Here is a 24,838-nt window from a genome sequence, read left to right on the forward strand (position 1 = left end):
CCCGCCGTCGTCGTTTCCCCCGGTCAGGGTTCCCCCTCCGGGCCGCTGCGGCCGCTGTCCTCGGCCATCAGCGCCGGGGCGTACGCCGCAGATCCAGCCGCTCCTTCTCGGAGAGTCCGCCCCAGACGCCGAAGCGCAGGTCGTTGGTCATGGCGTAGTCGAGGCAGGTGGCCCGGATGGGGCACAGGCCGCAGATCCGCTTGGCGTCACGAACCGAGCTGCCGGGCTCGGGGAAGAAGAAATCTCCCCCGGTCTGCGCGCACAGGGCCTCCTCCTGCCACGCGAGGTCGGGCGACGCGATGGTGTCGATGTGCATGCCCGACAGCGTGCCGGGCGGTGAAAAACATTCGCTCAACGACGGATCAACGCGGCGCCCTGGACCTCGGACCCGCGCCCGCCTCCGCCCCCGCGCCCACTCCCACATCGGCACCCGCCCGCTCCGACCGCACGAACGATGCCCGCACCGGCGCCGAAACACACGGCGGCGCGCGGAGCGTTCTCGCGCGAAGGCGCGGGTACCGTCGGGCAGGGGCCGCGGGCCTCACGCGGAGGCGCGGCGTACCAGGGTCGTCGGGAAGATCACGCTGGAGGGGGCCCCGCCCACGGTCTCGCGCGCGGCGGCGGTGCGGTCGAGGCCGCGCAGCAGGAGCCGGGCCATCAGCCGGCCCATCTCCTCGATGTCCTGACGGACGGTGGTCAGCGGGGGGTCGGTCTGCTCGGCGAACGGCAGCATGTCGTCGAAGCCGACCACCGCCACGTCGTCCGGCACCCGCCGCCCGTGCTCGCGCAGCACCCGCAGCGCGCCCACCGCCGTGAGGTCGTTGGCGGCGAACACGGCGTCCAGACCGGGGCAGTTCTCCAACAGCTCCCGCATCGCCCGCTCGCCGCCGGCCAGGGTGAAGTCGCCCTCCGCGACGAGCTGCGGGTCGGCGTCGACCATGGCGTCCCGGTAGCCGTCCAGCCGGTCCACGGCCGAGGTCTGGTCCAGGGCGCCGGTGATGTGCGCGACCCGGCCGCGGCCGAGGCCGAGCAGGTGCCGTACGGCGTCGCGGGCGCCGCCGCGGTTGTCGCTGTCGACGTAGACGACGCCGTTCCCACCGCCGGACCAGTCGGGCCGGCCGCCGAACACGACCGGGACCCCCGCGCGCTGGATCAGCTCGGGCAGCGGGTCGTCGAGATGCAGTGAGAAGACCAGCGCGCCGTCGACATGGCCGCCGGCCAGGTAGCGGGCGACGCGGGCATGGTCGTGGCGGCCCTCGGTGAGCAGCAGTACGAGCTGGTTGTCGTGCGCCGTCAGCTCCCTGCTGATGCCGCGCAGCTGGCGGGCGAAGAAGGGGTCGGCGAAGACGCGGCTCTCGGGTTCGGCGACGACCACGGCGATGGCGTCGTGCCGGTTCGTCACCAGGCTGCGGGCGGCCCGGTTGGGCACGTAGCCGAGCTCCTCCACCGCTTGCCGGACCCGCTCGGCCAGGGGTTCGGTGACGCCGTCGGCGCCGTTGACCACACGGGAGACGGTGGCCCGCGAGACCCCGGCCCGCGCGGCCACGGCCTCCAGGGTGGGGCGCGGCACTGTCTCGGTCACGTCGGGGGCTCCTCACCTGCGGCTGCGGATCAGGATAGCCCCGGTGCCCCGAGCGGTGAGAGCGCTCTCGCCGGAGGGTGCCCCGCTGTACGGCCGTGTCCCCTGACCCGTGCCCCCTGACCCGCGGCCCGAACCCCGTCAGTGCTCGTGTTCCCCGCTCTCGCTCTTTTCCGGGGCGGGCTCCTGGCCGTGCCGGTGTTCGTTCGGGTCGTAGCCGGGGATCGTGCCGTCCGGCTTCTTCACCAGGAACAGCCCGGTCATGCCCATGTCGGAGTGGCTCTGGACGTGACAGTGGTACATCCAGGCGCCCGCCCCCACCCCCTCCCCCGCGATGATCTGGAAGCCGAAGGAGTCCGCGGGTCCGACGATCTTGTTGTCGATGACCTGGCTCGGGTCGTCGGGTCCGGTGAGCATGCCGGTGCGGTTGTCGGCCCAGCGGTGACCGTGCATGTGGAAGGTGTGGTAGTACTCGCCGTGCGTGATCATGACGATCTCGACGCGGTCGCCGACGGTGGCCTCGAGGTCGGGGCCGGTGTGGGCGGGCCTGTTGTTGATCGTCATGTCGTTGAAGACGATCGTGTGCGTGCGGTCCGGCAGGACGTCTCCCTTGCGCCGCACGATCACCGCGCCGTACAGGCCGTTGCGGATGCCGCCGGTGCCGTGTTCCGTACCGACGACGTGGTCGTGGTAGTGCCAGTAGCCGGCGCTGCCCGACCGCCAGGTGCCGTCCGAGCGCCGTCCGGGCTTGTGGGTGCGCCAGGTGTAGGTGCGGGTGCCGCCGGGTGCGACGTCGCTGCGGTTCATCTTGGTGCCGTCGCTGGAGATCTCGTAGTCCAGGCCGTGGACGTGCAGGCTCACCGGTACGTCCATGGTGTTCTCGAACTCGACGTGCAGCGTGTCGCCCTCGTTGAGCTCTATCAGCGGGCCGGGGACGGACGCCTTGCCCTTCTCCAGGCCGTAGCCCATCTTTCCGCCGTCCAGGCGCTCGGCGTACAGCTTGATGTGCCTCACCTCGCCGCCCGCGGGAGCCGTCCTTGCCGGTGTCGGTGCGCTCACCGCCTCGGAGGACCCGAGGGACAACGATGTCGCCGCGACCGCGCCACCCAGCAGCACCCGCCGGTTGAAGCCGCGTCTATCCATGCCGAACTCCCCTTACTGGTACGGGACTCGATGGTGCCGAGCATCGAAAGGCGTGTGCACGCCGGCCGTGAAGTGGCTGTCATGAACCTGAGAGACCGTAGCGGCCACTCCCCCGTTTATCCACACTCAGGACAAAGTTCGTTTCATTGCGGCCATAGGTATTGGCGAGTGACGCAAAGGGGTCTAGCGTCCTTGACGCTGTTGCTGCGACCAAGGAGGGGTGGGTGGCCACGTGCGGTTCACATCGCATCAAGGACCCATGCGCTTGCACGGGTTGAGCACGAGAAGCGCAAGAAGCACGAGAGCGAACAGAACGAGGCGAAGGGCCTGGGCGGCGACCGTTGCCGCCGGGGTCGTCGTCGCCGGACTGCTGTCGGGTCCCGCCGCCCATGCACGCCCGGCCCCGGATCCGGCCCTGACAACGATGTCGATCAAGTCGCCCCCGGGCGGCGCGAACGTACGGGTGCTGCTGTTCCACGGTTCCGCCGCGGCCGGCGACGAGTCGTCGCTGGTGAACGCCGGGATCGAGGCGATCGAGAAGATCGGGCTGTCCGGTCCGCAGAACCAGCGGTTCGAGGTCACGGCGACGGACAACGCCTCGGTCTTCACCAACGACACCAGGCTGAGCCGCTTCAACGCGGTCGTGTTCCTCACCGGCGGCGGGGATGTCCTCGACCCGGCCCAGGAGGCGGGCCTGGAGGCCTACATGGAGGCCGGCGGCGGGTTCGTCGGCATTCATGACGCGGCCCGCGCGGAGCCGTACTCGGACTGGTTCACCGGTCTCATCGGCGCCCGCCCGGCCGCGTCCGGCCCAACGAACGTCCAGCGGGCGACCGTCGAGGTCGGCGACCGGCAGCACCCGGCGGCCAAGGGCCTGCCGCAGGAGTGGAAGCGGCCCGACACGTGGCTGAACTGGACGCGGAACCCCTCCGGCGAGGTGCACACCGTCGCCCGGGTCCGCGAGTCGACCTACCAGCCGGGGGCGAGCGCCAACGGCGCGGACCACCCCGTGAGCTGGTGCCGCGACTACGACGGCGGACGGTCCTTCTACACCGGGATGGGCGGCACGGTGTCGTCGTACGACGAGACCGACTTCCGCGACCACCTGCGCGGCGCGCTGCTGTGGACCACCCGGCTGGTACGGGCCGACTGCAAGGCCACCATCAACGGCAACTACGAGGCCAAGCGGCTGACCCGGCCCAACCAGCCGGGCCAGAACGACCAGATCGGCGAGCCGCACGGACTGGTCACCGCCCCCGACGGCCGCGTCTTCTCCATCGGCCGCGGCGGCGCCGACTCCTCGCAGCCCGTGGTCACCGACTGGAACAACCCGGACATCGGCAAGGGCAAGGGCGAGATCCACGTCTACGACCCGAGGACCGAGAAGGTCACCCTGGCCGGGGCGCTCACCGTCTTCGGCAACAAGGGCGGCGGCGACGAACTGGTCAAGGTCGAGGAGGGCCTGCTCGGCATCGAGCTGGACCCGCGGTTCGAGCGGAACGGGTGGGTGTACCTGCATTACACGCCCCACTCGGAGATCGACCGCGACAAGCGCATGGCCGAACGGCGGGTCTCCCGCTTCACGTTCGACGAGTCCACCGGCAAGCTGGACCTGGCCAGCGAGAAGGTCCTGCTGGACTGGCCGGTGCAGATCCACAGTTGCTGCCACTCGGGCGGCGGGCTGGCCTGGGACTCCAAGGGCAACCTGTACATCGCCACCGGTGACAACAACTCCAGTGGCTTCAGCGGTGGTTACTCGGGCAACAACCCCGAGCCGAACTACAAGGGCGTCTCCTTCGCGGACGCGCGCCGCACGGCCGGCAACACCAACAACCTCAACGGCAAGATCCTGCGCATCCACCCGGAGCCGGACGGCACGTACACCCTCCCCGAGGGCAACCTGTTCACCGGTAAGGAGAGTGCCGAGGGCGGCGGCAAGACGCGCGGCGAGATCTATGTGATGGGCGTGCGCAACCCGGCGCGCATTTCCGTCGATCCGCGGACCGACGTGCTCTACGCCGGCTGGGTCGGCCCGGACGCCGGTCAGCCGTCGACGACCTGGGGCCCGGCCAAGTACGACACCTTCGCCGTGATCACGAAGGCGTCCAACCGCGGCTGGCCCTACTGCATGGGCAACAACCAGCCCTACCGGGACCGCAATCTGCCCGATCCGTCGCGGCCGCTGGGCTGGTACGACTGCGACCACCCGAAGAACGAGTCGCCGAACAACGACGGTCTGGTCAATCTGCCGCCGGTGACCGGCAACAACATCTGGTACTCACCGCAGGGCGGTGGCCCGGACTTCCCCCGCGACGCGAACGGTGTCCCGTCCTACAAGCAGGACGAGGCCACCTACAAGCTGCCCTGGCTCAAGGGCGGCGGCCAGGCCGCGATGAACGGGCCGGTCTACCGCTACGACGAGGCCGGCGGCAGTGACACCAAGTGGCCGGCCTACTGGGACGGCAAGTGGTTCGTCGGCGACTTCTACGACGCCGACCAGCCGCGCAACGCGGTGCTCATGAACCCGAAGACGCAGGGCGACGGCGGACTGCCGGTGCACTCGGAGTCGCTGAAGAAGATCGTGCCGGTCGGCGATGCCGGCATCAAGAACCTGATGGACTGGAAGTTCGGTCCGGACGGCGCGCTGTACGTCCTCGACTACGGCCGCGGCTTCTTCACCTCGGACTCCAAGTCCGCGCTGTGGCGGGTCACCTACACGGGCGGCGGACCGACCCCGGCCGCCGGTCAGCTGGCGAGGAAGGCCGAGTGAAACCAGTGATGCGCCAACAACGAAGAGTCTGGGCCGCCCTGCTGGCCACCCTCCTCATGATGCTCGGCCTGCAGACTGTCTCCGCCGCCGGCGAGCCGGAGGCGGGGCAGGCGGGGAAGGCCGGGGCCGCGGCGGACCAGGTGCTCACCTGGACCGCGGGCAACGGCATCGACAAGTACCTCTCGGCACCGGCGACCGCGGTGGCCGGACCGGCGACGATCGTCTTCGAGAACAGCGTGGCCACCGGCAACACCACCGGTATGCCGCACACGCTGACGTTCGCCACGTCGGACCCCGAGTTCAACAACGACGTCCAGCTGAACATCCTCGCCAACCCCGGTGACGCCCAGGGCGGCCGGCACACCGCCGAGGTCACGCTCACCCCGGGCCGCTACTTCTACCACTGCACGATTCCCGGCCACGGCATGATGCAGGGCATCCTGGTGGTGACCGAGGGCAGCGGGGAGGACACCACGGCGCCGAAGGCGACGGCCGAGGTGACCGGCACGAGGAACGCCGAAGGCGCGTACGTCGGTTCGGCGAGCGTCGCCCTCACGGCGACCGACGAGGGCTCGGGCGTCGACCGGATCGAGTACGCGATCGGCGCCGACGGCGCCTGGCAGCCGTACACCGCACCGGTGGTGGTCGACCAGGTCGGCACGCACACGGTGCGCTACCGCGCCCTGGACAGGGCGGGCAACGTCTCGGCGGAGAAGAGCGTCGAGTTCACCGTCGTCGCCCCGCCGACGGACGACACCACCGCGCCGGAGACCTCGGCGACGGTGGACGGCGAGAAGAACGCCGACGGCGCCTACATCGACATGGCGACCGTCACCGTCAGCGCCTCCGACACGGGCTCCGGTGTCAACACCATCGAGTACGCGGTCGGTGCGGCGGGCGCCTGGCAGGCGTACAGCGGCCCGGTGATGGTGCATCAGGTCGGCACCCACACCGTGCGCTACCGCGCCACCGACCGGGCGGGCAACGTCTCGGCGGCCAAGAGCGTCGCCTTCACCGTCGTCACCGCGCCCCCGCAGGACACCACCCCGCCGGTGACGGGCGTGGGCGTCGAGGGGTCGAAGAACTCCGCCGGGGCCTACATCGGCAGTGCGAAGGTGACCATCAGCGCCACCGACGCGGGCGGTTCCGGCGTCGCGTCCATCGAGTACTCGCTCGACTCCGGGCCCTACCTGGCGTACACAGGGCCCGTGGTCGTCGACCGGGCGGGCCGGCACACCGTGGCGTACCGGGCGCGCGACAAGGCGGGCAACACCTCCGCACCGCTCACGGTGAGCTTCACCGTCGTGACCGGCCAGGTCCCGCCGCCGCCCTGCCCCGAGTACGACGAGCGCCTGACGGTGATCGTCGGCGAGGTCGACTCGGGTGTACCCAATCGGGTCACCAACAACCGGTGCCGGATCGGCGAGTTGATCGAGGACGAGAAGGAGTGGACGTCCAGCGCGCTGTTCCTGAAGCACGTGAAGAGCGTGCTGGACAAGCTCAGGAAGGAAGGTGTCGTCGACCAGCGCGAGTACCGGGCCGTCAACCAGGCGGCCCGCCAGTCCGGGATCGGCGAGCCGGGCCAGACCGACGGCTACCGCAAGATCCTCGACGGCAGCGCGGCGGCGTTCGCCAAGTGGCAGCAGGTGGGCGGTGGTTCGTTCGCGCTGAACCCGGACGGATCGATCACGTCCGGCACCACGAAGTCCGGGCTCGGCATGCTGTGGTTCCCCGAGCGCAAGTACGGCGACTTCTCGCTGAAGCTGCAGTGGCGTGACGACGCCCCGGGTGCCGGGAACGCCAACTCCGGCGTGTTCGTGCGGTTCCCGCAGATCCACGACCACCCGGAGGAGACCCGGCCGGAGTGGGCCGCCATCAAGTACGGACACGAGGTCCAGGTGTTCGACTCGCCCACCGGCGACATGTACAAGACCGGTTCGGTCTACGGCTTCGACCGGGTGGGCCTGGCCGGCGCGGGGGTGACCCAGAAGGGCACCTGGAACGACTACGAGATCCGGGTGGAGGGCCAGCACTACTCGGTCTTCCGCAACGGTGTGCTGATCAACGAGTTCGACAACACCGGTGGTCAGGACTTCACCCCGCCGCGCTCGGACGACCCGGGCACGGACGGGCGGCGGTTCGCCTCCGGTTACCTCGGCCTCCAGGTGCACGGCACGACGGACGTGGTCTCGTACCGGGACGTCCGGATCAAGGAACTGCCGTGAAACCACTGCCGTGAAACGGTTGCGGTAGCACGAACTGCCGTGACACAGCGCTGATTTCCCTGCGAAGGTGAAGCGGTGCGCCGGGTCAGGAAGCCGCGGTTCCGGGCTTCCTGACCCGGCTCGGCTGTACCCGGCCGGGTTCCCCCGGCATCTTCGGATACTCGGGCGGGTAGGGCAGATCGCCGAGTCCGTGGTCGTGCTCGTCCCGTCGGGCGAGTTCGAGCAGGGGTTCGAGCGAGAATCTGTGATCGCCCATGTCCGCGTGCACATCGCCGAGTTCGGCGAAGCGCGCGGGCATGGTCGCGAGATCGAAGTCCCTGGGGTGCGCGACGGGCACCTCGTCCCAGCGCAGCGGCGCCGAGACGGGTGCGTGCGGGCGGGGGCGTACGGAGCAGGCGGAGGCGATGATGCGGTCGCGGGCCGTCTGGTTGTAGTCCACGAAGATCCGCTCTCCGCGTTCTGAGCGGGCGGGGATGTGCCGGACAGGCTATAGGGCCTCTCGTTCGGATCATGCCGGGTTCACGGCTGCATGAGGACCTTGACCGCGCCGTCCCGCTTGCGCTGGAACATGTCGTAGGCCAGGGGTGCGTCCGACAGCGGCAGGCGGTGGGTGGCGAAGTCCTCGACGCCGAGGGGGTCGCCGTCCGTGAGGTGGGAGATGATCTCGTCGCTCCAGTGGCGGACGTTCGCCTGCCCCATGCGCATCTGTATCTGCTTGTCGAACATGGTGAGCAGGGGCATCGGGTCGGCCGTGCCGCCGTAGACGCCGGACACCGAGACGGTGCCGCCGCGGCGCACCAGGTCGATCGCGGTGTGCAGGGCGGCGAGCCGGTCGACGCTGAAGCGTTCGGCCAGGGGGCCGCTGAGTTTCCGGGGCAGCAGCGCCGCGGTGTTCTGCACCATGCGGGCCGCCGCGCTGCCGTGTGCCTCGGTGCCGACGGCGTCGATCACGGCGTCGGGGCCGCGGCCGTCGGTCCGGTCACGGATCGCGGTGACGAGTTCCTTCTCGTCGTCGAAGGAGCGCAAATCGAAGGTTTCCACGCCCCGTTCCTGCGCCCGGCGCAGTCGTTCCGGGACCAGGTCCACGCCGAAGACCCGGTCTGCGCCCTTGAGCCGGGCGACCCGGCAGGCCATGTCACCGATGGGACCGAGGCCGAGCACGGCGATACTGCCGCCCTTCGGGACGTCGGCGTAGGCCACCGCCTGCCAGGCGGTGGGCAGGACGTCGGAGAGGTAGACGAACCGGTCGTCGGGCGGCCCCTCGGGGACCTTGATCGGGCCGTACTGGGCCTGCGGGACCCGCAGGTACTCGGCCTGGCCGCCCGGCACCGCACCGTAGAGGCGGGTGTAGCCGAACAGGGCCGCGCCCATGCCCTCGGCGCTGACCTGGGTGGTCTCGCACTGGGTGGGCAGGCCCGTGAGGCACATCCAGCAGTTGCCGCAGGCGATCTGGAACGGCACGACGACACGGTCACCGGCCTGGAGGTCCGGTACGCCGGCACCGACCTCCTCGACGATGCCCATGGGCTCGTGACCGAGGATGTCACCCGGGGTCATGAACGGGGTGAGCACCTCGTAGAGGTGCAGGTCGGAACCGCACAGTCCGGTGGACGTGACGCGGATGACGGCGTCCGTCGGTTCCTCGATCCGCGGGTCGGGCACCTCCTCCACGCGAACGTCCCGCTTTCCCTGCCAGGTCACTGCCCTCATCGCCGCCTGCTCCCTGCGTCGTCGTGGCCGGTACGCCGTCCGTACGGTCCGCCGGTGCGTGCTGTCTGCCGTCCGTACGGCGGGCGCTCCGGGTACCCGGGTGGCCGATGCCGAACCGCTCCCCCACTGGGCCGATCGGCGGAAGCCACCGCGCGGGAGCACCACCGATCAGGTATGGCCACCGACAATCAGAAAAGCGCACAATCGAGACAACCGATGATGTGAGGCAGGCAGAGTGGCGACGGTGGGCACGGGACGAAGAGCACGCGCACGACGCGTCGCGACGGCGAGAGCGCTGCTGGCGACGCTGCTGGCGGCCGGTCTGGCGGCGGGCTGCACGGCGTCGAACGGTCCGGGTGACGACGGACGCGGCTCGCCGCGTCCGTCGCGCCCGGGCGAAACGGACGAAACCCACGGGGGCGACCGCCCGCCGGTCCTCGCGGTGAAGATCGACAACGTCCCCGCGGCCCGCCCCCAGACGGGCCTGGAGTCGGCGGACGTGGTGTACGTCGAGCAGGTCGAGGGCGGCCTGAGCCGGCTGATGGCGATCTACGCCACCCGGCTGCCCGAGTCCGTCGGGCCGGTGCGCAGCGCCCGGGAGGCCGACCTGGAGCTGCTGCGCCAGTTCGACCGGCCGATCCTGGCGTTCTCCGGGGCGCAGGGCAGACTGCTGCCGCTGATCGACCGGGCGCCGCTGGAGCCCCTGACGCCCGGGACACCCGGCTCGGGGGCGGGCGTCTACGTCCGGGGCACCACGCGGTCCGCCCCGCACAACCTCTTCCTCCAGCCCCGGCAGCTCATGGACGAGCCGCCCGGCCGGGCCTCGCTGACCACCGGCTTCCGCCACGGCCCGCCGCCCCCGGGCGGCGAACCCACGAGCACGCGCACGGTGCGCTATCCGGCGGCCCGCTTCACCTTCAGCTGGTCCGACGCCCGCGACCGCTGGCTGGTCTCCATGGACGGCACCCCCGCGGTCACCGCGCGGGGCGAGCCGGTGGCGCCCGCGACCGTCGTCGTTCAGTACGTGACCGTCCGCCCGTCCGACTACCACGACTCCCGCGGCAACAACACGCCGTACACCGAGACGGTGGGCTCCGGGACGGCCACCGTGCTGCGCGACGGGCGCGCCCACGACGTCCACTGGAGCCGCCCGGACGCCTCGGACGGCACCGCGTTCACGACGGACGACGGCACCGAGGTGAACTTCGCGCAGGGGCAGGTGTGGGTGGTCTACACGAAGGCCACCTGATCAGCTCGGGGCGACCGGCGGGACCACCGGACCCGCCGGACCGCCGGACCGCCGGATCACCGGGCCACCGGGCCACCGGGCCACCGGGCCACCGGGCCACCGGGCCACCGGGCCACCGGGGTACCGGGGTACCGGGGTACCGGGGTACCGGGTTACCGGATCACCGGATCACCGGATCACCGGAGCCGTAGGCTCGCCGGGGTGGCGCAGCCCCTCGGCCGCGTCCGCCACCCGCCGGATCAACGTGAAGAAGGCGGCCTGCTCGTCGGCGTCCAGCGGGCCCAGGAAGATCTGGTTCATCCGGGCGGTGCGCACCGCCAGCTTGCGGTGGGTGCGCAGGCCGTCATCCGTGAGCCGGAGCAGGAAACGGCGTCCGTCCTGCGGGTCACGGACCTTGTCCAGCAGTTCCCGCCGGATGAGCCGGCCGATCACCTCGGCGATGGTGGACCGGTCCAGCCCGACCCGCTCCCCCACGGTGCGCTGGTCCAGGCCCGGCTCGGCGACGAGCGCGTTGAGGACCGCGAACTGCGGGGAGGTGATCTCCTCGGAGACCATCGTGTTCCACAGCAGGTGGTGCGCCTGCTGGAGCCGCCGGGCCAGGTGCCCGGGATGGGTGGTGAGGTCCACCGCGGCCATGTACGCCCCTCACTGCCGATGCCGTCGATCCATTACTGCAGTCGGTTACTGCAGTTCGTTGCTGCGATTCGTTGGTGCACTGAACAATACCCGTGCAAGACCGACCCTGTCTGCGGTCCATACCGACATCGACGCAGGAGGCACCGGGGTATTGACGCCCCTGCCCAGCGATGGCAGCGTGAGGGAACCGCTGCGAAAATACTCAGTGCCCTGACTAATTCGGGACTGGCGACGCAGACCGACGACACGCGTCCGGCCGACCGGGCCGGAAGGGATGGGGTACCTCGGATGGACAAGGTGGTGGCCTCTGTGACGAACGTTCTCACTCAGCACGACATCGACCAGGAGATCGCGGCCGAGCACGCCGCGTACGAGAAGCGGGTGGCGAGCGGTGCCCCGGTCGAGCACCACCCACGCCGCGACTACCGGCCGTACCGTTCGTCGGTGCTGCGCCACCCCCGGCAGCCGGCGATCGCGGTCGACGTGACCAAGGACCCCGAGCTGGTGGAGCTGTCCTCCCCCGCCTGGGGGGAACGGGACGTCACCGAGACCGACAACGACCTCACCCGGCAGCACCCCGGCGAGCCCCTCGGAGAGCGGATCACCGTCTCCGGACGGCTGCTGGACCGCGACGGCCGTCCCGTGCGCGGCCAGCTGGTGGAGGTCTGGCAGGCCAACTCGGCCGGACGGTACGCCCATCAGCGTGAGCAGCATGACGCACCGCTGGACCCGAACTTCACCGGCGCCGGCCGCACCCTCACCGACGCCGAGGGCTTCTACCGCTTCACGACCATCCAGCCGGGACCGTATCCATGGCGCAACCACGTCAACGCGTGGCGCCCGGCGCACATCCATTTCTCCGTCTTCGGCACCGCTTTCACCCAGCGGCTGGTGACGCAGATGTACTTCCCCAGCGACCCGCTGTTCCCGTACGACCCGATTCTGCAGTCGGTGACCGACGACGCGGCCCGTCAGCGGCTGGTGGCGACCTACGACCACAGTCTGTCGGTGCCGGAGTTCTCCCTCGGCTACCACTGGGACATCGTGCTCGACGGGCCGCGGGCCACCTGGATGGAAGAAGGGCGCTGACCGTCATGACGAAGATCGACACGGGCAATCCGGAGAACGTGCTGCCCACCCCCTCGCACACCGTCGGCCCCTTCTACGGCTATGCGCTGCCGTTCCGCGGCGGTGAGGACATCGCGCCGGCCGGCCACCCGGACACCGTCACCGTGCACGGCTACGTGTACGACGGCGAGGGCAACCCGCTGCCGGACGCGCTGCTGGAGGTGTGGGGGCCGGACCCGGAGGGCAACCTGGCGACCGCCGACGGTTCGATGCGGCGGGACCCGGCGAGCGGCGACTTCCTGGGCCGCAACGGGGTGGAGTTCACCGGCTTCGGCCGGATCCAGACCGACGCCGACGGCCACTGGTACGTGCGCACGCTGCGGCCGGGGGCACGGGGGCGAAGCGCGCCGCACCTCAGTCTGTGTGTGTTCGCGCGGGGCCTGCTGACGCATCTGTTCACCCGGATCCACCTGCCGGGCGACGAGGCCGCGCTCGCGGCGGACCCGCTGCTGTCCCGGCTCGACGCGGACCGCCGCGACACGCTGATCGCGGCGGACGAGGGGCGGGGGACGTACCGTTTCGACGTCCGCCTTCAAGGCGAGGGCGAAACGGTCTTCCTGGAGTTCCAGTGACATCAGCCGATGCCGGCACCGGTCTGCTCGCCCCCGGGTGGGCCGGTTCCCCGGCCGCCGCCGAGGCCGGGGACGGTGCCGTCCTGCGGGCGCTGCTCGACGCCGAGGCCGCGCTGACCCGGGCGCAGGCGGCGGCCGGGCTCGCCCCCGCCGAGGCGGCGGCGGCGGTCACGGAGGTGGCCGCCGACCCCGGGCGCTTCGACCTCGCGTCCCTCGCCGAGCGGGCGCGGGGCGGTGGGAACCCGGTGATCCCGCTGGTCGCGGATCTGACCCGGGCGGTGGGCGAGCCCTACGGCCCCTATGTGCACCGGGGGGCGACCAGCCAGGACATCATGGACACCGCTCTGATGCTGGTGGCCCACCGCGCCCTCGGCCCGCTCCTCGACGACCTCGACCGCGCCCAGCGGGCGCTGTCCGGCCTCGCCGCCGAGCACCGCGACACGGTGCTGCCGGGACGCACGCTGACCCAGCACGCGGTGCCGACGACGTTCGGGCTGAAGGCCGCCGGGTGGCGCTCCCTCGTGCTCGACGCCCGCGACCGGACGACGGCCGTACGTGTTTCGCTCCCCGCCCAACTCGGCGGCGCAGCAGGGACGTTGGCCGCGTTCACAGCGTACGGGGCGACGCACCCGACCGGACTTCCCGCGCTCTACGCCCGGGAGCTCGGACTGCGCACGCCCGCTCTCCCCTGGCACACGTTGCGCACGCCGGTCGCCGATCTCGCCGGCGCTCTCGCCTTCACCGCCGGGGCCCTGGGCAAGCTCGCGGCGGACGTGCTCACGTACTCCCGCACCGAGATCGCGGAGGTCTCCGAGGGCAGCGGCGGCGGGTCCTCGGCCATGCCGCACAAGGCCAATCCGGTGCGTTCGACGCTGATCGCGGCGGCGGCCCGCCAGGCGCCGCAGCTCGCGGCCACGCTGTACGGCTCGCTGGTGGCCGAGGACGAGCGGCCGGCCGGGTCCTGGCACGCCGAGTGGGAGCCGCTGCGGGAGCTGCTGCGCCTGGCCGGCGGCGCGGCCCGGAACGCGGCCGAACTCACCGGTGGACTGCGGGTGCACGCGGACGTGATGCGCGAACACCTCGGCCTGACCCATGGGTTGATCGTCTCCGAGCGGCTGTCCGCCGAACTGGCACCCCTTCTCGGGCGCGGCCGGGCGAAGGAACTGCTCACCGGCCTGGCGCGGCGCGCGTACGCGGAGGGCCGTGACCTCGGCACGCTGCTCGGCGACATGCTCGATGAACTCCTCGCGGAGGAACCGGAGCTGGCCGAGCGCCCGGAGTGGAAGGGCTTCGACCTCACCGCCGCGACCGACCCCACCCGTTACACCGGCTCCGCCGGGCCCCTCACCGACCGTGCACTGGAGCGCTCGTGACCGACACTCTCCTCAACCACCGTATCGAAGGCTCCGGTTCCGCTCACCCGCTGCTGCTCGGCCCCTCGCTGGGCACGTCGTACGCCCTGTGGGACAAGGTGGCGCCCGAACTGTCGGCCACGCACCGGGTGGTCCGCTGGGACCTGCCGGGACACGGCGGTTCGGCGCCGGGGCTGATCGGCCCCGGCGCGACCGTCGGCGATCTGGCGGATCTGGTGATCGCACTCGCCGACACGCTCGGCATCGAACGGTTCGCCTACGCGGGGGTGTCGCTGGGCGGCGCGGTGGGTCTTGAGCTGGCCGTGCGGTATCCGCAGCGGGTGTCGTCGCTGGCCGTGATCTGTTCCTCGGCGCACTTCAACGGCGCGAAGGCGTGGGAGGAGCGGGCGGCACTGGTGCGGAGCGAGGGCCTCGCGGGGCTTGCAAAGAGCGCGGACTCCCGCTGGTTCACGCCCGGTTTCACGGTGCCGGAGCTGGTCCGCGACCACCGGGACGCCGATCCCGGGGCGTATGCCGCCTGCTGCGACGCGCTGGCCGCGTTCGATCTGCGGGACCGCCTCGCACAGATCGGGGCGCCGACGCTGCTGGTGGCCGGCCGGGAGGATCCGGCGACGCCCCCGGCGCATCTGCGTGAGATCGCCGACGCGGTGCCGGGGGCGGGGCTCGTCGAGATCCCGGGTGCCTCGCATCTGGCGCCGGCGGAGCGCCCGGAGGCGGTGCTGACGGCGCTGCGGGCCCACTTCGGCGGGGACGCGACGAGCGGGATGCGGGTACGGCGCGAGGTTCTCGGGGACACGCACGTGGACCGGGCCCAGGCGCGGCAGACGCCGTTCACGGCGCGGTTCCAGGACTTCATCTCGCGCTACGCCTGGGGCGAGGTGTGGACCGATCCCACGCTCAGCCGCCGCGAACGCAGCATGATCACGCTCACCGCCCTGGTCGCCCACGGCCACTACGACGAACTGGCCATGCACGTCCGCGCGGCCCGGCGCAACGGGCTGACCCCGGAGGAGATCGGGGCCGTCCTGCTGCAGACGGCGGTGTACTGCGGAGTCCCGGCGGCCAACTCGGCGTTCGCCACGGCCCAGCGGGTGCTGGCGGAGGAGACCGAGGGGCCGTAGTGACACGCTGCCGACCCAGTGGGCGACGGGCAGGAAAGGGTCCGGGACGGCGGGACGCCACGGTCCGTCAGCGGGCGGGCCGTGCGGGCCCGGACCGGCGGGGCGGCCGGTGAACGGGCTGATCCTCTTCCCTCGGTGACGTCGGTGACGTCGGTGACGTCAGTGACGTCGGTGACGAGTCTGCTGCCGCCCAGCACTGTGGACCGGCACCGGTCGGGGCGCGGGCCCGCGGCCGACCGGACGTCCCGGGCAGGTCCTCACCGGCCGGCGCCCCACCCGGGAACATGCGGGTGACACTGCGCCCGGTGGCCGAGCGGGACGCGGTCGGCTGTGAGCCCGAGCGTCACAGGGGCCGGTTGCCCCGCTCTCCTCCCGGGGTCGTGGCCGAGCCGGCGGTCCAGTGCCCTGAGCCGGAGATCCTTGGGCAGTTCCTGCCGGGCGCTCGATGCATCCGCGGTGGCCGAGGGAGGCTGTGGCCAGAGGCATTCGTGAGCTCCACCGGATTCGGCGGATGCATCACATCCGCCGATCTGCCGAGGAATTTCCGGCTCAGGTCACTGGGCCCGGCCGGTCGTCGTGGTCAGTTCGGCCTCGGCGCGGGCGGCCAGGCCGTCCGCGCCGCAGGAGCGTGCGAGAGCCAGGCCCCGTTCCAGGTCGGTCCGCGAGCGGGCGAGGATGCCGTACTCGACGCGGGCCGCCGCGTGTTCGTACTGGCAGGGTGAGGACTCCAGGTAGGCGACGGCCCGGGCGGCGAGCCGCACCGCCCGCCGGCCGGTCTCCAGGGCGGCGGCGCAGCGCAGGGCCTCGCCTATGGCGGTGTCCGTGCCGAAGCGCTCGGCCTGGCTGCGGTACTCGACGGCGAGCCGGGCGGCACGGGCCGGGTCCTCGGTGGCGAGGGCGCGGGCGAGGTCGGCGGCCCAGAACAGGTGGACGGGGTTGTGGTGGCCGCGGGAGGCCGCAGCCTTCTCGGCGGCCTCCAGTTCGTTGATGCCGTCCTTCGTACGGCCGACCGCGAGCAGCAGCCTGCCGCGCACCGAGCGGGGGTCGGGCAGCACGATGGTGGACGGATAGGGCGGCGCGAACCCGTGCCGTTCGGCGACTTCCCAGGCCTCGTCCACATGGCCGCGGACGAGCAGGGTGTCGACCAGGTTGCAGGTCGCCGTCCAGTACAGGGGCAGGCCGCGGCCCACGCGTTCGGCCAGACGCAGGGATTCGCGCAGCGACTTCTCCGCCGCCACGAGGCGGCCCCGCCTGCGGTGCGCGAGACCGACGTAGGCGTGGGCGAGGGCCAGGTGGCCGCCGCTCCAGCCGGCTGTCTCGTAGGAGCGCAGGGCCTCGCTGTAGAGACTTTCGGCGCGGTCGAGGCGGTCGGTGTAGACGTACGTGCCGGCCAGCATCAGCAGCAGTTCGACGCCCCACTCGGCGTCGGTCCAGCCGAGTCCGGGCGCGAGGCGGCCGTTGACGAGGACGCGGTCACTGTTCTCGGCGACCACTTCGGCGTTCTCGCCGCGCATCATGGCGTCGAAGCCGCGCAGAATGAGCAGCGCGCGTTCGGAGTTGTCCCGGCCGGTGCAGGTGGCGGCGAGGGCGGCGAGGCGTTCGGAACGGCCGGGAGCGGTGGTCTCGCCGGCGTGGAGGCCCTCCCACATGAACTGCACGGCCTGCAGCCGCATCCGGGCGGGGCCGGGTTCCAGCCGGGCGGCCTCCTCCTCGACGGTGCGGACGGCCTCCTCCATCTGGTTGTTGTGCAGCAGCGCCTGGGAGAGCCGGACCACGGCGTCCACCCGCGCGTCCCCGTCGAGGCCGGACATGCCGAGCGCGGTCCGCAGATGGCCGATGGTCCGGGCGGGCGCGGTGAGGAAGGTGGCGCAGCCCAGTTCGTAGAGCACGCGCGCGTGGACCTCGGGGCGGGGCGGTTCCTCCAGGGCACGCTCCAGGCAGCGGCGGGCGGCGTCCGGGGCGCCGACGGCGAGGTGTTCACCGGCGGCGTCCCGCAGTTGCCGGACGAGTTCCTCGTCGTCGTCCGGGTGCACTTCGAGGAGGTGGCGGGAGGCGGACGCGGCGCCGCGTCCGGAGTCGGTGACGATCCGGGCGGCGATGCCGTGCATGGCGCGGCGCAGCGCGTCGGGGATGGAGTTGTAGACGGCGGTGGCGATCAGCGGGTGGACGAACTCGAGGTCGGCGGGTCCGGTACGGCCGGTGCAGGGGTCGGGGTCGGTGAGGATACGGGTGCTGCGCAGCCGCTCGGCGCAGCGGATGGCGTCGTCGTGGTCGAGGGTGGCGAGCTCGGCCACCAGGTCGACGGTGATGTCGCTGCCGAGGATGGCGGCGGCCCAGGCGAACCGGGTGGCGTCTATGCCGAGTTCTTCCAGCCGGGCGACGAGCCCGCCGCCGCGGGCGGAGCGGTTCAGCGCGCGCAGTTCACCGGCGTGCGCCTCGACGGGTTCGAGTTCGCTGTCCTGGACCTTGGCGAGGAGTTCCACGGTCTCGTAGGGGTTGCCGCCCGTGACGGCCCACACCTCGCGGCAGAACGCGGCGTCCGCGTTCTCGCCGAGGGTGGCGCGGGTGAGGCCGGCCGCGGCGGGCGGGGTCAGCGCGCTGAGGACAGTGACCGGGTGCTCGGCCGCGGCGGCGATGGCGTCCAGGTGGCGGGTGCTCACCCCAGAGACGCCTCCGGGCCGGCGGGCGACCACGACAAGAACGGGCAGGTCCGCCAGGCTTTCCGCGAAAGCGGAGAGCCAATTCAGAGTCTCCTGGTCGACCCAGTGGGCGTCGTCGATCGTCAGTACCAGCGGCCAGTCCCGGCGGGCCAGCCGGCGCACGGCGGCGACCAGGCCCTCGCAGACGCCCTGCGGGTCGGCGTGCCGGTCGCCGGGCTCGGCGATGCCCAGGGCGGGGCCGGCGATGTCGTACCAGTCGCCGAGGTACTCGCGGGCCTCCTCCGGCAGCATCGACACCAGCGCGGGTTGGAGGAGTTGGCGTACGACGTTGAACGGGACGGTGCGCAGGGTCTCGCCGCCGCGGGCCGACCACACGGTGCAGCCGCGCTGTTCGGCGATGCGCCGGGTCTCGGCGAGCAGCGCGGTCTTGCCCAGCCCCGACTCGCCCCGCAGCACCAGCAGGCTGCCGGGCGAGGAACGGTCCGCGCACAGGGTGTCGACCACCGCGGTGATGGCGGCGATCTCCTCGTCCCGCTCCCAGAGAGAGGCCGATGCCGTGGGCCGCACCTCCGTCATTCCGCTGCCTCCCCAAGTCGCCCGAACGACGTACCGGCGTCGAGCGTAGTCCTCCGACGGCCCCGACGGAGCGGTACCGGCCGGGCTCTTGCCGTGACGGGTGACACCGGGTACAGGGGTCGACGCGCCCTCCCGCTCACCAAGGGAACGATGGTCAACACCTTTCAAAAGACGAGTAGGTGACGGAGTGTCGGATCGTTTCGGCAGGGAGCATGGATGCGGGTCGGGGACTCCCGGGCCGGACCCCCGGGGACCGGAATGCCCGGATGCCCGGATGCCCGGCCGCTCGGGCCGGCGCGCTCACGGGGCACGCACTCGCGGCCCACGGAACCTCAAACTCTCGAACTTACGGACCTCTCTCATCCCTCTTTCACCGACGCCTCATACGGTGGGGGCATGACGCAGGCGACTCCTCCCGGGTGGTACCCCGACCCCGGGCAGACGAATGACGGACCGGCCACCGAGCGCTGGTGGGACGGTACTGCCTGGACGGACCAGGTCCGGCCGACGGGATCGGCACCCGCCTGGGACCCTCCTGGACCGGGCACGGCCGCCGCACCGGCGTATCCGGCCCACCCGGCGTACCCCGCGTACCCGGCGCATCCCGGGTATCCCGGGGTCGTGCAGTCCGGTCCGGGCTCCGGCCGGGGGCGCGGGCTGCGCGTCGGAATAGCCGTGGCAGCGGCCGTCGCGGTGCTGGCGAGCATCGGGGTCAGCGTGTACGCGCTGACCGACGACGGCGGGAACGACAACTCCACCGCCTCGCAGGCGCCAGGCGGGCGGGACAGCGGCCCGGGTGGTTCGGACGGGGGTCCAGGAGGAGGTCCCGAGGGCGGCCCCGACTCGGGCACCTCTGAGCCGCCGCGGGTCGAGAGCGGGTCGGTGACCGACGGGCTGAGCGGAATCAGCCTGCCCATCCCGGACGGCTGGTACGGCCAGGAGGGCCAGGTGGGCGCCCAGATCATGTCGGAGGACACGTACAAATGTCCCGGCGACACCTCCAGCACCTGCACCAAGGGCGGCGCGTACTCGGCACCGGCGCCGGCCCTCGGCACCCGCGGCTCCACCGCGGAGGCGGTAGCCAAGGCGGACATCTCCGCCAACGCCGAGGAGTCGTACGGCGGCGATTCCTACGGGAGGATCAGCTCGCACGAGGTCCTCGAGTCGAAGGCGGTGACCGTCGCCGGGCAGAAGGGCTACCTGGTGCGCTGGAAGGCGGTCACCAGCAAGGGCTCCGACGGGTACGTCCAGTCGCTGGCCTTCCCCTCCCCCGCGCAGCCGGAGCAGATGGTCGTCATCCGCTTCGGTCTGGACACCGACCAGAAGCAGTCCGTCCTCGACGACATCACCAAGGGCATAGAGAAGGCGGAGAGCCGCGGCGGCGGCAACGGCCAGGACGTCTGAGCCCGCCGCCTCGACCGTCCGCCCCGCCGTCCGCCCCGCCGAAAGACGGCCGGGTGGGGCTCCCCTCCGCTCAAGGGGAATCCCACCCGGCCGGTGGTGCGCGCCACCCCCGTCCCCCCGGTGCGGCGCGGTCAGGTCGCCGCCCGGTCATCCGGGAACGGCGGCCCTGGTCTCATTCGAGGCCGAGTACCGGCAGTACGGCGGCCTCCACGAACCGGAGCAGATAGTCCGGGTCCGCGTTCCGCCCCTCCAGGAGGGGCCGCACCCGCAGCACGCCGAAGAACTGGGCCGGGATGTCGGACCGCCTCAGTTTTCCCTCCCGCGCTCCACCTCCGGCCCCTGCGCCTGCCCGTGTACGTGTCCCCGCTCGATCGCGACGATGTCCGGATGGTGCAGGTCGAACGCCGGGGACTCGGAGCGGATCCGCGGCAGGGCGATGAAGTTGTGCCGAGGCGGCGGGCAGGAGGTGGCCCACTCCAGCGAACGGCCGTACCCCCACGGGTCGTCGACGCCGACCTTCTCACCGTACTTGGCGGTCTTCCAGACGTTGCAGAGGAACGGCAGCACCGACATGCCGAGGACCAGGAGCGAGACCGGCTTGATGGCCTCGAACGCCACGTAGCACCAGTGGGAGCGGGGCAGTTGCTCCCCGGCGAGTACGCGGTCGGATCGGCGGTCGAGTGGGGGCCGGATCCCACCGAGTCGGCCTGCCGGCATCACGGCCCCACCACTACGGCGAGCACGGCCACCGAGGCGCCTATCCCCCCAACTGTCATAGCATCAATGATAGTTGCGGCGAGGACGGTGTCGACGAGGTCGAGTGCCCGGAAGGCGACGCGTCCGAGGCCGATACCGCCGACCCGGTGGTCCCGGCCGTGTCGGGGCCGTGTCGGGGCTGCGCCTGGAGCTGCCGTACGAGTTCCACCGTGACGACTACGAGCAGATCCTGCACGATGTACGGCACCTGATCGCCCCGGAGTTGGGCTGGAAGCCCGGCGCCGGAGCGGAATGACCGCACGGCGGGACGATCGCGCTCACCTCTCGGCCCCGGCCCTGTTCCCGGCCCCGTTCCCGCGGGAGGCGGTCCGTGCCGGCCCGGTGATCCACAGGTCCGCCTCGATCCGCGCGACGGTCGCCAGCAGGTGCGGCAGCAGGTCCCGGCGGACGGACTCCACGGAGTTGCGGCCGGCGTGCACCGCGATGTTCACGCCGGCCACCACCGTGCCGTCCCGGTCCCGCACCGGTGCGGCGACCGACCGCAGGCCCTCCTCGAGTTCCTGGTCGACCAGTGCGTACCCCTGGCGGCGGACCCGGACCAGTTCGGCACGCAGGGCGCGCGGCGAGGTGAGGGTCTGGGAGGTGTTCGGCCGCAGGTCGGCGCGGTCGAGCCAGGCGTCGATCCCGTCGTCCGGCAGATCCGCGAGCATGACCCGGCCGACCGAGGTGAGGTGAGCGGGGAAGCGCGTGCCCACCGTGATGGCCGCGCTCATGATGCGCCGGGTCGGGACGCGGGCCACGTAGACGATGTCATCGCCGTCCAGGACGCACAGCGACGACGACTCCCGTACTTGCGCGACGAGTTGTTCCAGATGGGGCTCGGCGATCTCCGGCAGCGTGAAGCTGGCGAGGTAGGAGTAGCCGAGCTCCAGTACGCGCGGGGTGAGCCGGAAGAGCCGGCCGTCGGTGTGGACGTAGCCCAGGTCGGCGAGCGTGAGCAGGAAACGGCGGGCCGTCGCCCGGGTCATCCCACAGGCGCGGCCGACCTCGCTGAGGGTGAGCTGCTGATGGTCGGCGTCGAAGGCGCGGAGTACGGCGAGACCGCGCTCGAAGGACTGTACGAAGTGCGGTCCGCGAATCTCAGCAGTCATGTGGCCTCCGGAATGACGTACGAGTGTACGCGGTGTGCACGTTACGAGCGGGTGACGGATGGTGTCAACGAAATGATCCCTCGGCGACCGTCCGGAGAAACGGCTGGTGAGCAGCGTAGTTGAACACAGAAAAACCCGACCGCGCAGGGGGATTGACCGGCTTTCAAATGGAGCCCTATGTTCCCTCTGAGCACAGGCGTTCTGTCTGCGCACAACTCTTCTGAGTCCCTCACCCCAGTCCCGCAAAGGGGACCCCCTTCATGCGTCGTCGTCTGTTCATCGGTCTCACGGCCGCTTCCGTCCTGGTCACCGCGACCGCGTGCGGCTCGTCCGGCGGGGGTGGCGCCTCCGACTCGGACGCCTCGTCCGGCGGCACCACCGAGGTGAAGGTGGGCCTCATCCCGATCGTCGATGTCGCGCCGCTGTACCTGGGCGAGAAGAAAGGCTTCTTCAGCGAACGCGGCCTGAAGCTGTCGATCTCCAGCGCGCAGGGCGGCGCGGCGATCGTGCCCGGCGTGGCCAGCGGCCAGTTCGAGTTCGGGTTCTCCAACACCACCTCGCTGCTGATCGCCCAGTCCAACAGCGTGCCGGTGAAGGGGGTGGCGAACGGCAACGCCTCGACCAGCGTGGAGGGCGAGGACTTCGCCGCGATCACCGTCAAGGGCAACAGCCCGATCAAGTCGGCGAAGGACCTGGAGGGCAAGAAGGTCGCCGTCAACACGCTGAAGAACACCATGGAACTCGGCGTACGCGCTTCGGTGACGAAGTCGGGCGGCGACCCCGACAAGGTGGACTTCGTCGAGATGACCTTCGACCAGATGCCCGCCGCGCTCGACGGCGGACAGATCGACGCCGCCATGGTGGTCGAGCCGGCGCTGGCCACGATCAAGGGCCAGGGCGGCCGGGAGATCGCGTCGCCCATGGTCGACATCGCCCCGGACCTCACCATCTCCCTGTACTTCACCTCCACGCAGTACGCGCAGAAGAACCCGGAGGTGGTGAAGAAGTTCCAGGAGGCCACCGCCGAGTCCCTCGCGTACGCCGACTCCCACCCGGACGAGGTGCGCGAGATCGTCACCACGTACACGAAGATCCCGCCGGCCGTGCTGAAGCAGGTGACCCTGCCGAAGTGGCCGACCGAGCCCAACCGCGCTTCCATCGAGCAGCTGGTGAAGCTCGGTGAGGAAGGCGACCTGTTCAAGCAGACGCCCGACCTGGACAAGCTGCTCCCGTGAGGGGCGAGAACTCCGCGCTCGGTGCGGCCGGGCTCGCCGGCTTCCTCGTCCTGGGTGAGGTGATCCCGCGGCTCGGCCTGGTCAAGCAGGAGTACTTCCCGCCGATCAGCCGGATCATCGAAGCGCTCGGCACGGAGGTCGGGGACTCCGCCTTCTGGACGGCGCTCGGTGACACCCTCATGGGCTGGGCGCTGGGCCTGGTGATCGCGGTCGTGGCCGGGATCGTCGTCGGTGTGCTCCTGTCGGTGGTGCCGTATCTCCGCGAGGCGACGGCGTCCACCATCGAGTTCCTGCGCCCGATCCCCTCGGTCGCGTTGATCCCGCTGGCGGTGCTGCTCTACGGCACGGAGCTCCAGTCGGTGCTGCTGCTCGTCGTGTACGCCGCGTTCTGGCAGGTCCTGCTCCAGGTCCTGTACGGCGTGCGGGACGTCGACCCGGTCGCCGAGGAGACGGCACGCTCGTACGGGCTCGGCACCTGGGCGCGGGTGCGGCACGTGATGTGGCCGAGCGCGCTGCCCTACGTCATGACCGGGGTGCGGCTCGCGGCAGCGGTGGCGCTGATCCTCGCCATCACCGCCGAACTCGTCATCGGTGCCCCGGGTCTGGGCGCGCGCATCGCGGTCGCCCAGACCTCGCAGGCGGTACCGGAGATGTACGCGCTGGTCGTGGTCACGGGTCTGCTCGGGCTGCTCATCAACATCGGTGCCCGGACGGTCGAGCGGCGCGCTCTGGCCTGGCACCAGTCGGTACGCGGGGAGGTGACGGTGTGAAGGAGACAGTCCCTGGCCGGGCCGGGTCGAGCGTCTGGGGGCGGCTGCTGCGGCAGCTGGCCTTCGTGCTCGCCCTGCCCGTGGTCCTGGTGGCCGTGTGGTGGGTGACGTCGGCCGGCAGCCAGGACGTGTACTGGCCGCCGCTGCGCACCATCGTGGAGGCGTTCCCGGACGTATGGACCGCCGAGCGGTGGAGCGGGGACGTGCTGCCCAGCGTGCTCAGGCTCGCGGCGGGCGTCGCGCTCGCCGCCGTCGTGGGCATCGCGCTCGGCACGGTCATCGGCTCCTACCGGCGGGTGCGGGCGGTGTGCGAACCGGTGCTGGAGTTCCTGCGGGCCGTGCCGCCGCCGGTGCTGGTTCCGGTGATCATGCTGTTCGCCGGCATCGGCGACACGATGAAGATCGTCGTCATCGCGAGCGGCTGTGTGTGGCCCATCCTGCTCAACACCGTCGAGGGGGTACGGGCGGTCGACTCCGTGATGTCCGAGACGGCCCGCTCCTACGGCATCACGGGCGTCGCGCGGCTGCGGGACCTGGTGCTGCCGTCGGCGAGCCCGCAGATCTTCGCGGGTCTGCGCCAGGCCTTGTCGATCGGCATCATCCTCATGGTGATCAGCGAGATGTTCGCCGCCAGCAACGGGCTCGGCTTCACCATCGTGCAGTTCCAGCGGAGTTTCGCGATCCCCGACATGTGGACCGGCATTCTGCTGCTCGGCCTGCTGGGCTTCGCCCTGTCGGTCCTCTTCCAGTTGGCCGAACGGCGGGTGCTCGCCTGGTACCACGGCCTGCGCGACGCCACCAGGGGGTCGTCGTGAACCT

At 71.4% G+C, this 24,838-nt stretch carries 19 protein-coding genes and 3 pseudogenes; 12 read left to right on the plus strand and 10 right to left on the minus strand.

The features are described 5' to 3' along the window. Positions 1-67 precede the first annotated feature (67 nt). From ACFPZI_RS21920 to ACFPZI_RS21930, 3 genes are all read right to left on the minus strand, one after another. Positions 68-316: a WhiB family transcriptional regulator gene (locus tag ACFPZI_RS21920; protein WP_381214154.1), complete on the minus strand. Its 249-nt coding sequence runs from the start codon at positions 314-316 to the stop codon at positions 68-70. A gap of 225 nt (positions 317-541) precedes the next feature. Then, entirely contained in the window at positions 542-1,582 is a 1,041-nt protein-coding gene (locus tag ACFPZI_RS21925; RefSeq protein WP_381365526.1) for a LacI family DNA-binding transcriptional regulator, read from the minus strand. Positions 1,583-1,720: 138 nt separating this feature from the next. Beyond that, positions 1,721-2,722 (minus strand): multicopper oxidase domain-containing protein, encoded by a 1,002-nt coding sequence (locus tag ACFPZI_RS21930; protein ID WP_381365529.1) that lies wholly within the window; start codon positions 2,720-2,722, stop codon positions 1,721-1,723. Positions 2,723-2,981: 259 nt separating this feature from the next. Between ACFPZI_RS21930 and ACFPZI_RS21935 the strand changes: the two genes are divergently transcribed. Together ACFPZI_RS21935 and ACFPZI_RS21940 are read left to right on the plus strand one after the other, a co-directional pair. Beyond that, the gene (locus tag ACFPZI_RS21935; RefSeq protein ID WP_381365532.1) at positions 2,982-5,492 is read left to right on the plus strand and encodes a ThuA domain-containing protein; all 2,511 of its coding nucleotides are present in this window, start codon (positions 2,982-2,984) and stop codon (positions 5,490-5,492) included. An 8-nt stretch (positions 5,493-5,500) separates the two neighbouring features. Next, complete coding sequence (locus ACFPZI_RS21940) at positions 5,501-7,717, plus strand: OmpL47-type beta-barrel domain-containing protein (protein ID WP_381365675.1); 2,217 nt, start codon at positions 5,501-5,503, stop codon at positions 7,715-7,717. A gap of 85 nt (positions 7,718-7,802) precedes the next feature. Here the strand turns inward: ACFPZI_RS21940 and ligD are convergent. Together ligD and ACFPZI_RS21950 are read right to left on the minus strand one after the other, a co-directional pair. Then, positions 7,803-8,183, minus strand: a pseudogene (gene ligD, locus ACFPZI_RS21945) (non-homologous end-joining DNA ligase LigD); the annotation flags it as partial. Between the two features lie 53 nt (positions 8,184-8,236). Next, a complete protein-coding gene (locus tag ACFPZI_RS21950) occupies positions 8,237-9,427 on the minus strand; it encodes a zinc-dependent alcohol dehydrogenase (RefSeq protein ID WP_381365535.1) in 1,191 nt (396 codons plus the stop codon). A 235-nt stretch (positions 9,428-9,662) separates the two neighbouring features. Here ACFPZI_RS21950 and ACFPZI_RS21955 point away from each other — a divergent pair, with 235 nt between their 5' ends. Continuing rightward, positions 9,663-10,676, plus strand: coding sequence for a DUF3048 domain-containing protein (locus tag ACFPZI_RS21955; RefSeq protein WP_381365538.1), 1,014 nt, complete (start codon positions 9,663-9,665; stop codon positions 10,674-10,676). Positions 10,677-10,844: 168 nt separating this feature from the next. Here the strand turns inward: ACFPZI_RS21955 and ACFPZI_RS21960 are convergent, their stop codons facing one another. Continuing rightward, the gene (locus ACFPZI_RS21960; RefSeq protein ID WP_381365541.1) at positions 10,845-11,312 is read right to left on the minus strand and encodes a MarR family winged helix-turn-helix transcriptional regulator; all 468 of its coding nucleotides are present in this window, start codon (positions 11,310-11,312) and stop codon (positions 10,845-10,847) included. Positions 11,313-11,600: 288 nt separating this feature from the next. Between ACFPZI_RS21960 and pcaH the strand changes: the two genes are divergently transcribed. From pcaH to pcaDC, 4 genes are read left to right on the plus strand one after another with little or no spacing between them, the layout of a single operon-like run. Beyond that, positions 11,601-12,401, plus strand: coding sequence for a protocatechuate 3,4-dioxygenase subunit beta (pcaH, locus tag ACFPZI_RS21965; protein WP_381365544.1), 801 nt, complete (start codon positions 11,601-11,603; stop codon positions 12,399-12,401). 5 nt (positions 12,402-12,406) lie between these two features. Further along, the gene (pcaG, locus tag ACFPZI_RS21970; RefSeq protein WP_381365547.1) at positions 12,407-13,012 is read left to right on the plus strand and encodes a protocatechuate 3,4-dioxygenase subunit alpha; all 606 of its coding nucleotides are present in this window, start codon (positions 12,407-12,409) and stop codon (positions 13,010-13,012) included. Then, the gene (pcaB, locus tag ACFPZI_RS21975; RefSeq protein ID WP_381365550.1) at positions 13,009-14,385 is read left to right on the plus strand and encodes a 3-carboxy-cis,cis-muconate cycloisomerase; all 1,377 of its coding nucleotides are present in this window, start codon (positions 13,009-13,011) and stop codon (positions 14,383-14,385) included. Before pcaG ends, pcaB begins: the two co-directional genes overlap by 4 nt. Then, a complete protein-coding gene (gene pcaDC, locus ACFPZI_RS21980; RefSeq protein ID WP_381365553.1) occupies positions 14,382-15,506 on the plus strand; it encodes a bifunctional 3-oxoadipate enol-lactonase/4-carboxymuconolactone decarboxylase PcaDC in 1,125 nt (374 codons plus the stop codon). Before pcaB ends, pcaDC begins: the two co-directional genes overlap by 4 nt. 554 nt (positions 15,507-16,060) lie before the next feature. Here the strand turns inward: pcaDC and ACFPZI_RS21985 are convergent. Next, positions 16,061-18,742: an ATP-binding protein gene (locus ACFPZI_RS21985; protein WP_381365556.1), complete on the minus strand. Its 2,682-nt coding sequence runs from the start codon at positions 18,740-18,742 to the stop codon at positions 16,061-16,063. Positions 18,743-19,138: 396 nt separating this feature from the next. Between ACFPZI_RS21985 and ACFPZI_RS21990 the strand changes: the two genes are divergently transcribed. Next, complete coding sequence (locus tag ACFPZI_RS21990; RefSeq protein ID WP_381365559.1) at positions 19,139-20,146, plus strand: DUF2510 domain-containing protein; 1,008 nt, start codon at positions 19,139-19,141, stop codon at positions 20,144-20,146. Positions 20,147-20,318: 172 nt separating this feature from the next. Here the strand turns inward: ACFPZI_RS21990 and ACFPZI_RS21995 are convergent. Continuing rightward, positions 20,319-20,441: pseudogene (locus ACFPZI_RS21995) on the minus strand (TetR family transcriptional regulator); the annotation flags it as partial. 11 nt (positions 20,442-20,452) lie between these two features. Beyond that, positions 20,453-20,803: pseudogene (locus ACFPZI_RS22000) on the minus strand (aa3-type cytochrome oxidase subunit I); the annotation flags it as partial. A gap of 229 nt (positions 20,804-21,032) precedes the next feature. Between ACFPZI_RS22000 and ACFPZI_RS22005 the strand changes: the two are divergent. Then, positions 21,033-21,158, plus strand: coding sequence for a hypothetical protein (locus tag ACFPZI_RS22005; RefSeq protein ID WP_381365562.1), 126 nt, complete (start codon positions 21,033-21,035; stop codon positions 21,156-21,158). A 22-nt stretch (positions 21,159-21,180) separates the two neighbouring features. On the opposite strand, the gene ACFPZI_RS22010 is transcribed toward ACFPZI_RS22005, so the two are convergent. Next, complete coding sequence (locus ACFPZI_RS22010; protein WP_381365564.1) at positions 21,181-22,014, minus strand: IclR family transcriptional regulator domain-containing protein; 834 nt, start codon at positions 22,012-22,014, stop codon at positions 21,181-21,183. Positions 22,015-22,274: 260 nt separating this feature from the next. Between ACFPZI_RS22010 and ACFPZI_RS22015 the strand changes: the two genes are divergently transcribed. From ACFPZI_RS22015 to ACFPZI_RS22025, 3 genes are read left to right on the plus strand one after another with little or no spacing between them, the layout of a single operon-like run. Next, positions 22,275-23,249, plus strand: a complete 975-nt coding sequence (locus tag ACFPZI_RS22015; protein WP_381365567.1) for an ABC transporter substrate-binding protein — start codon at positions 22,275-22,277, stop codon at positions 23,247-23,249. Then, the gene (locus ACFPZI_RS22020) at positions 23,246-24,019 is read left to right on the plus strand and encodes an ABC transporter permease (protein WP_381365570.1); all 774 of its coding nucleotides are present in this window, start codon (positions 23,246-23,248) and stop codon (positions 24,017-24,019) included. Before ACFPZI_RS22015 ends, ACFPZI_RS22020 begins: the two co-directional genes overlap by 4 nt. Further along, a complete protein-coding gene (locus tag ACFPZI_RS22025) occupies positions 24,016-24,834 on the plus strand; it encodes an ABC transporter permease (RefSeq protein WP_381365573.1) in 819 nt (272 codons plus the stop codon). The genes ACFPZI_RS22020 and ACFPZI_RS22025 overlap by 4 nt, the downstream gene beginning before the upstream one ends. Positions 24,835-24,838 lie beyond the last annotated feature (4 nt).

This window comes from Streptomyces chlorus, from assembly GCF_042655885.1.
GTDB lineage: Bacteria > Actinomycetota > Actinomycetes > Streptomycetales > Streptomycetaceae > Streptomyces > Streptomyces chlorus.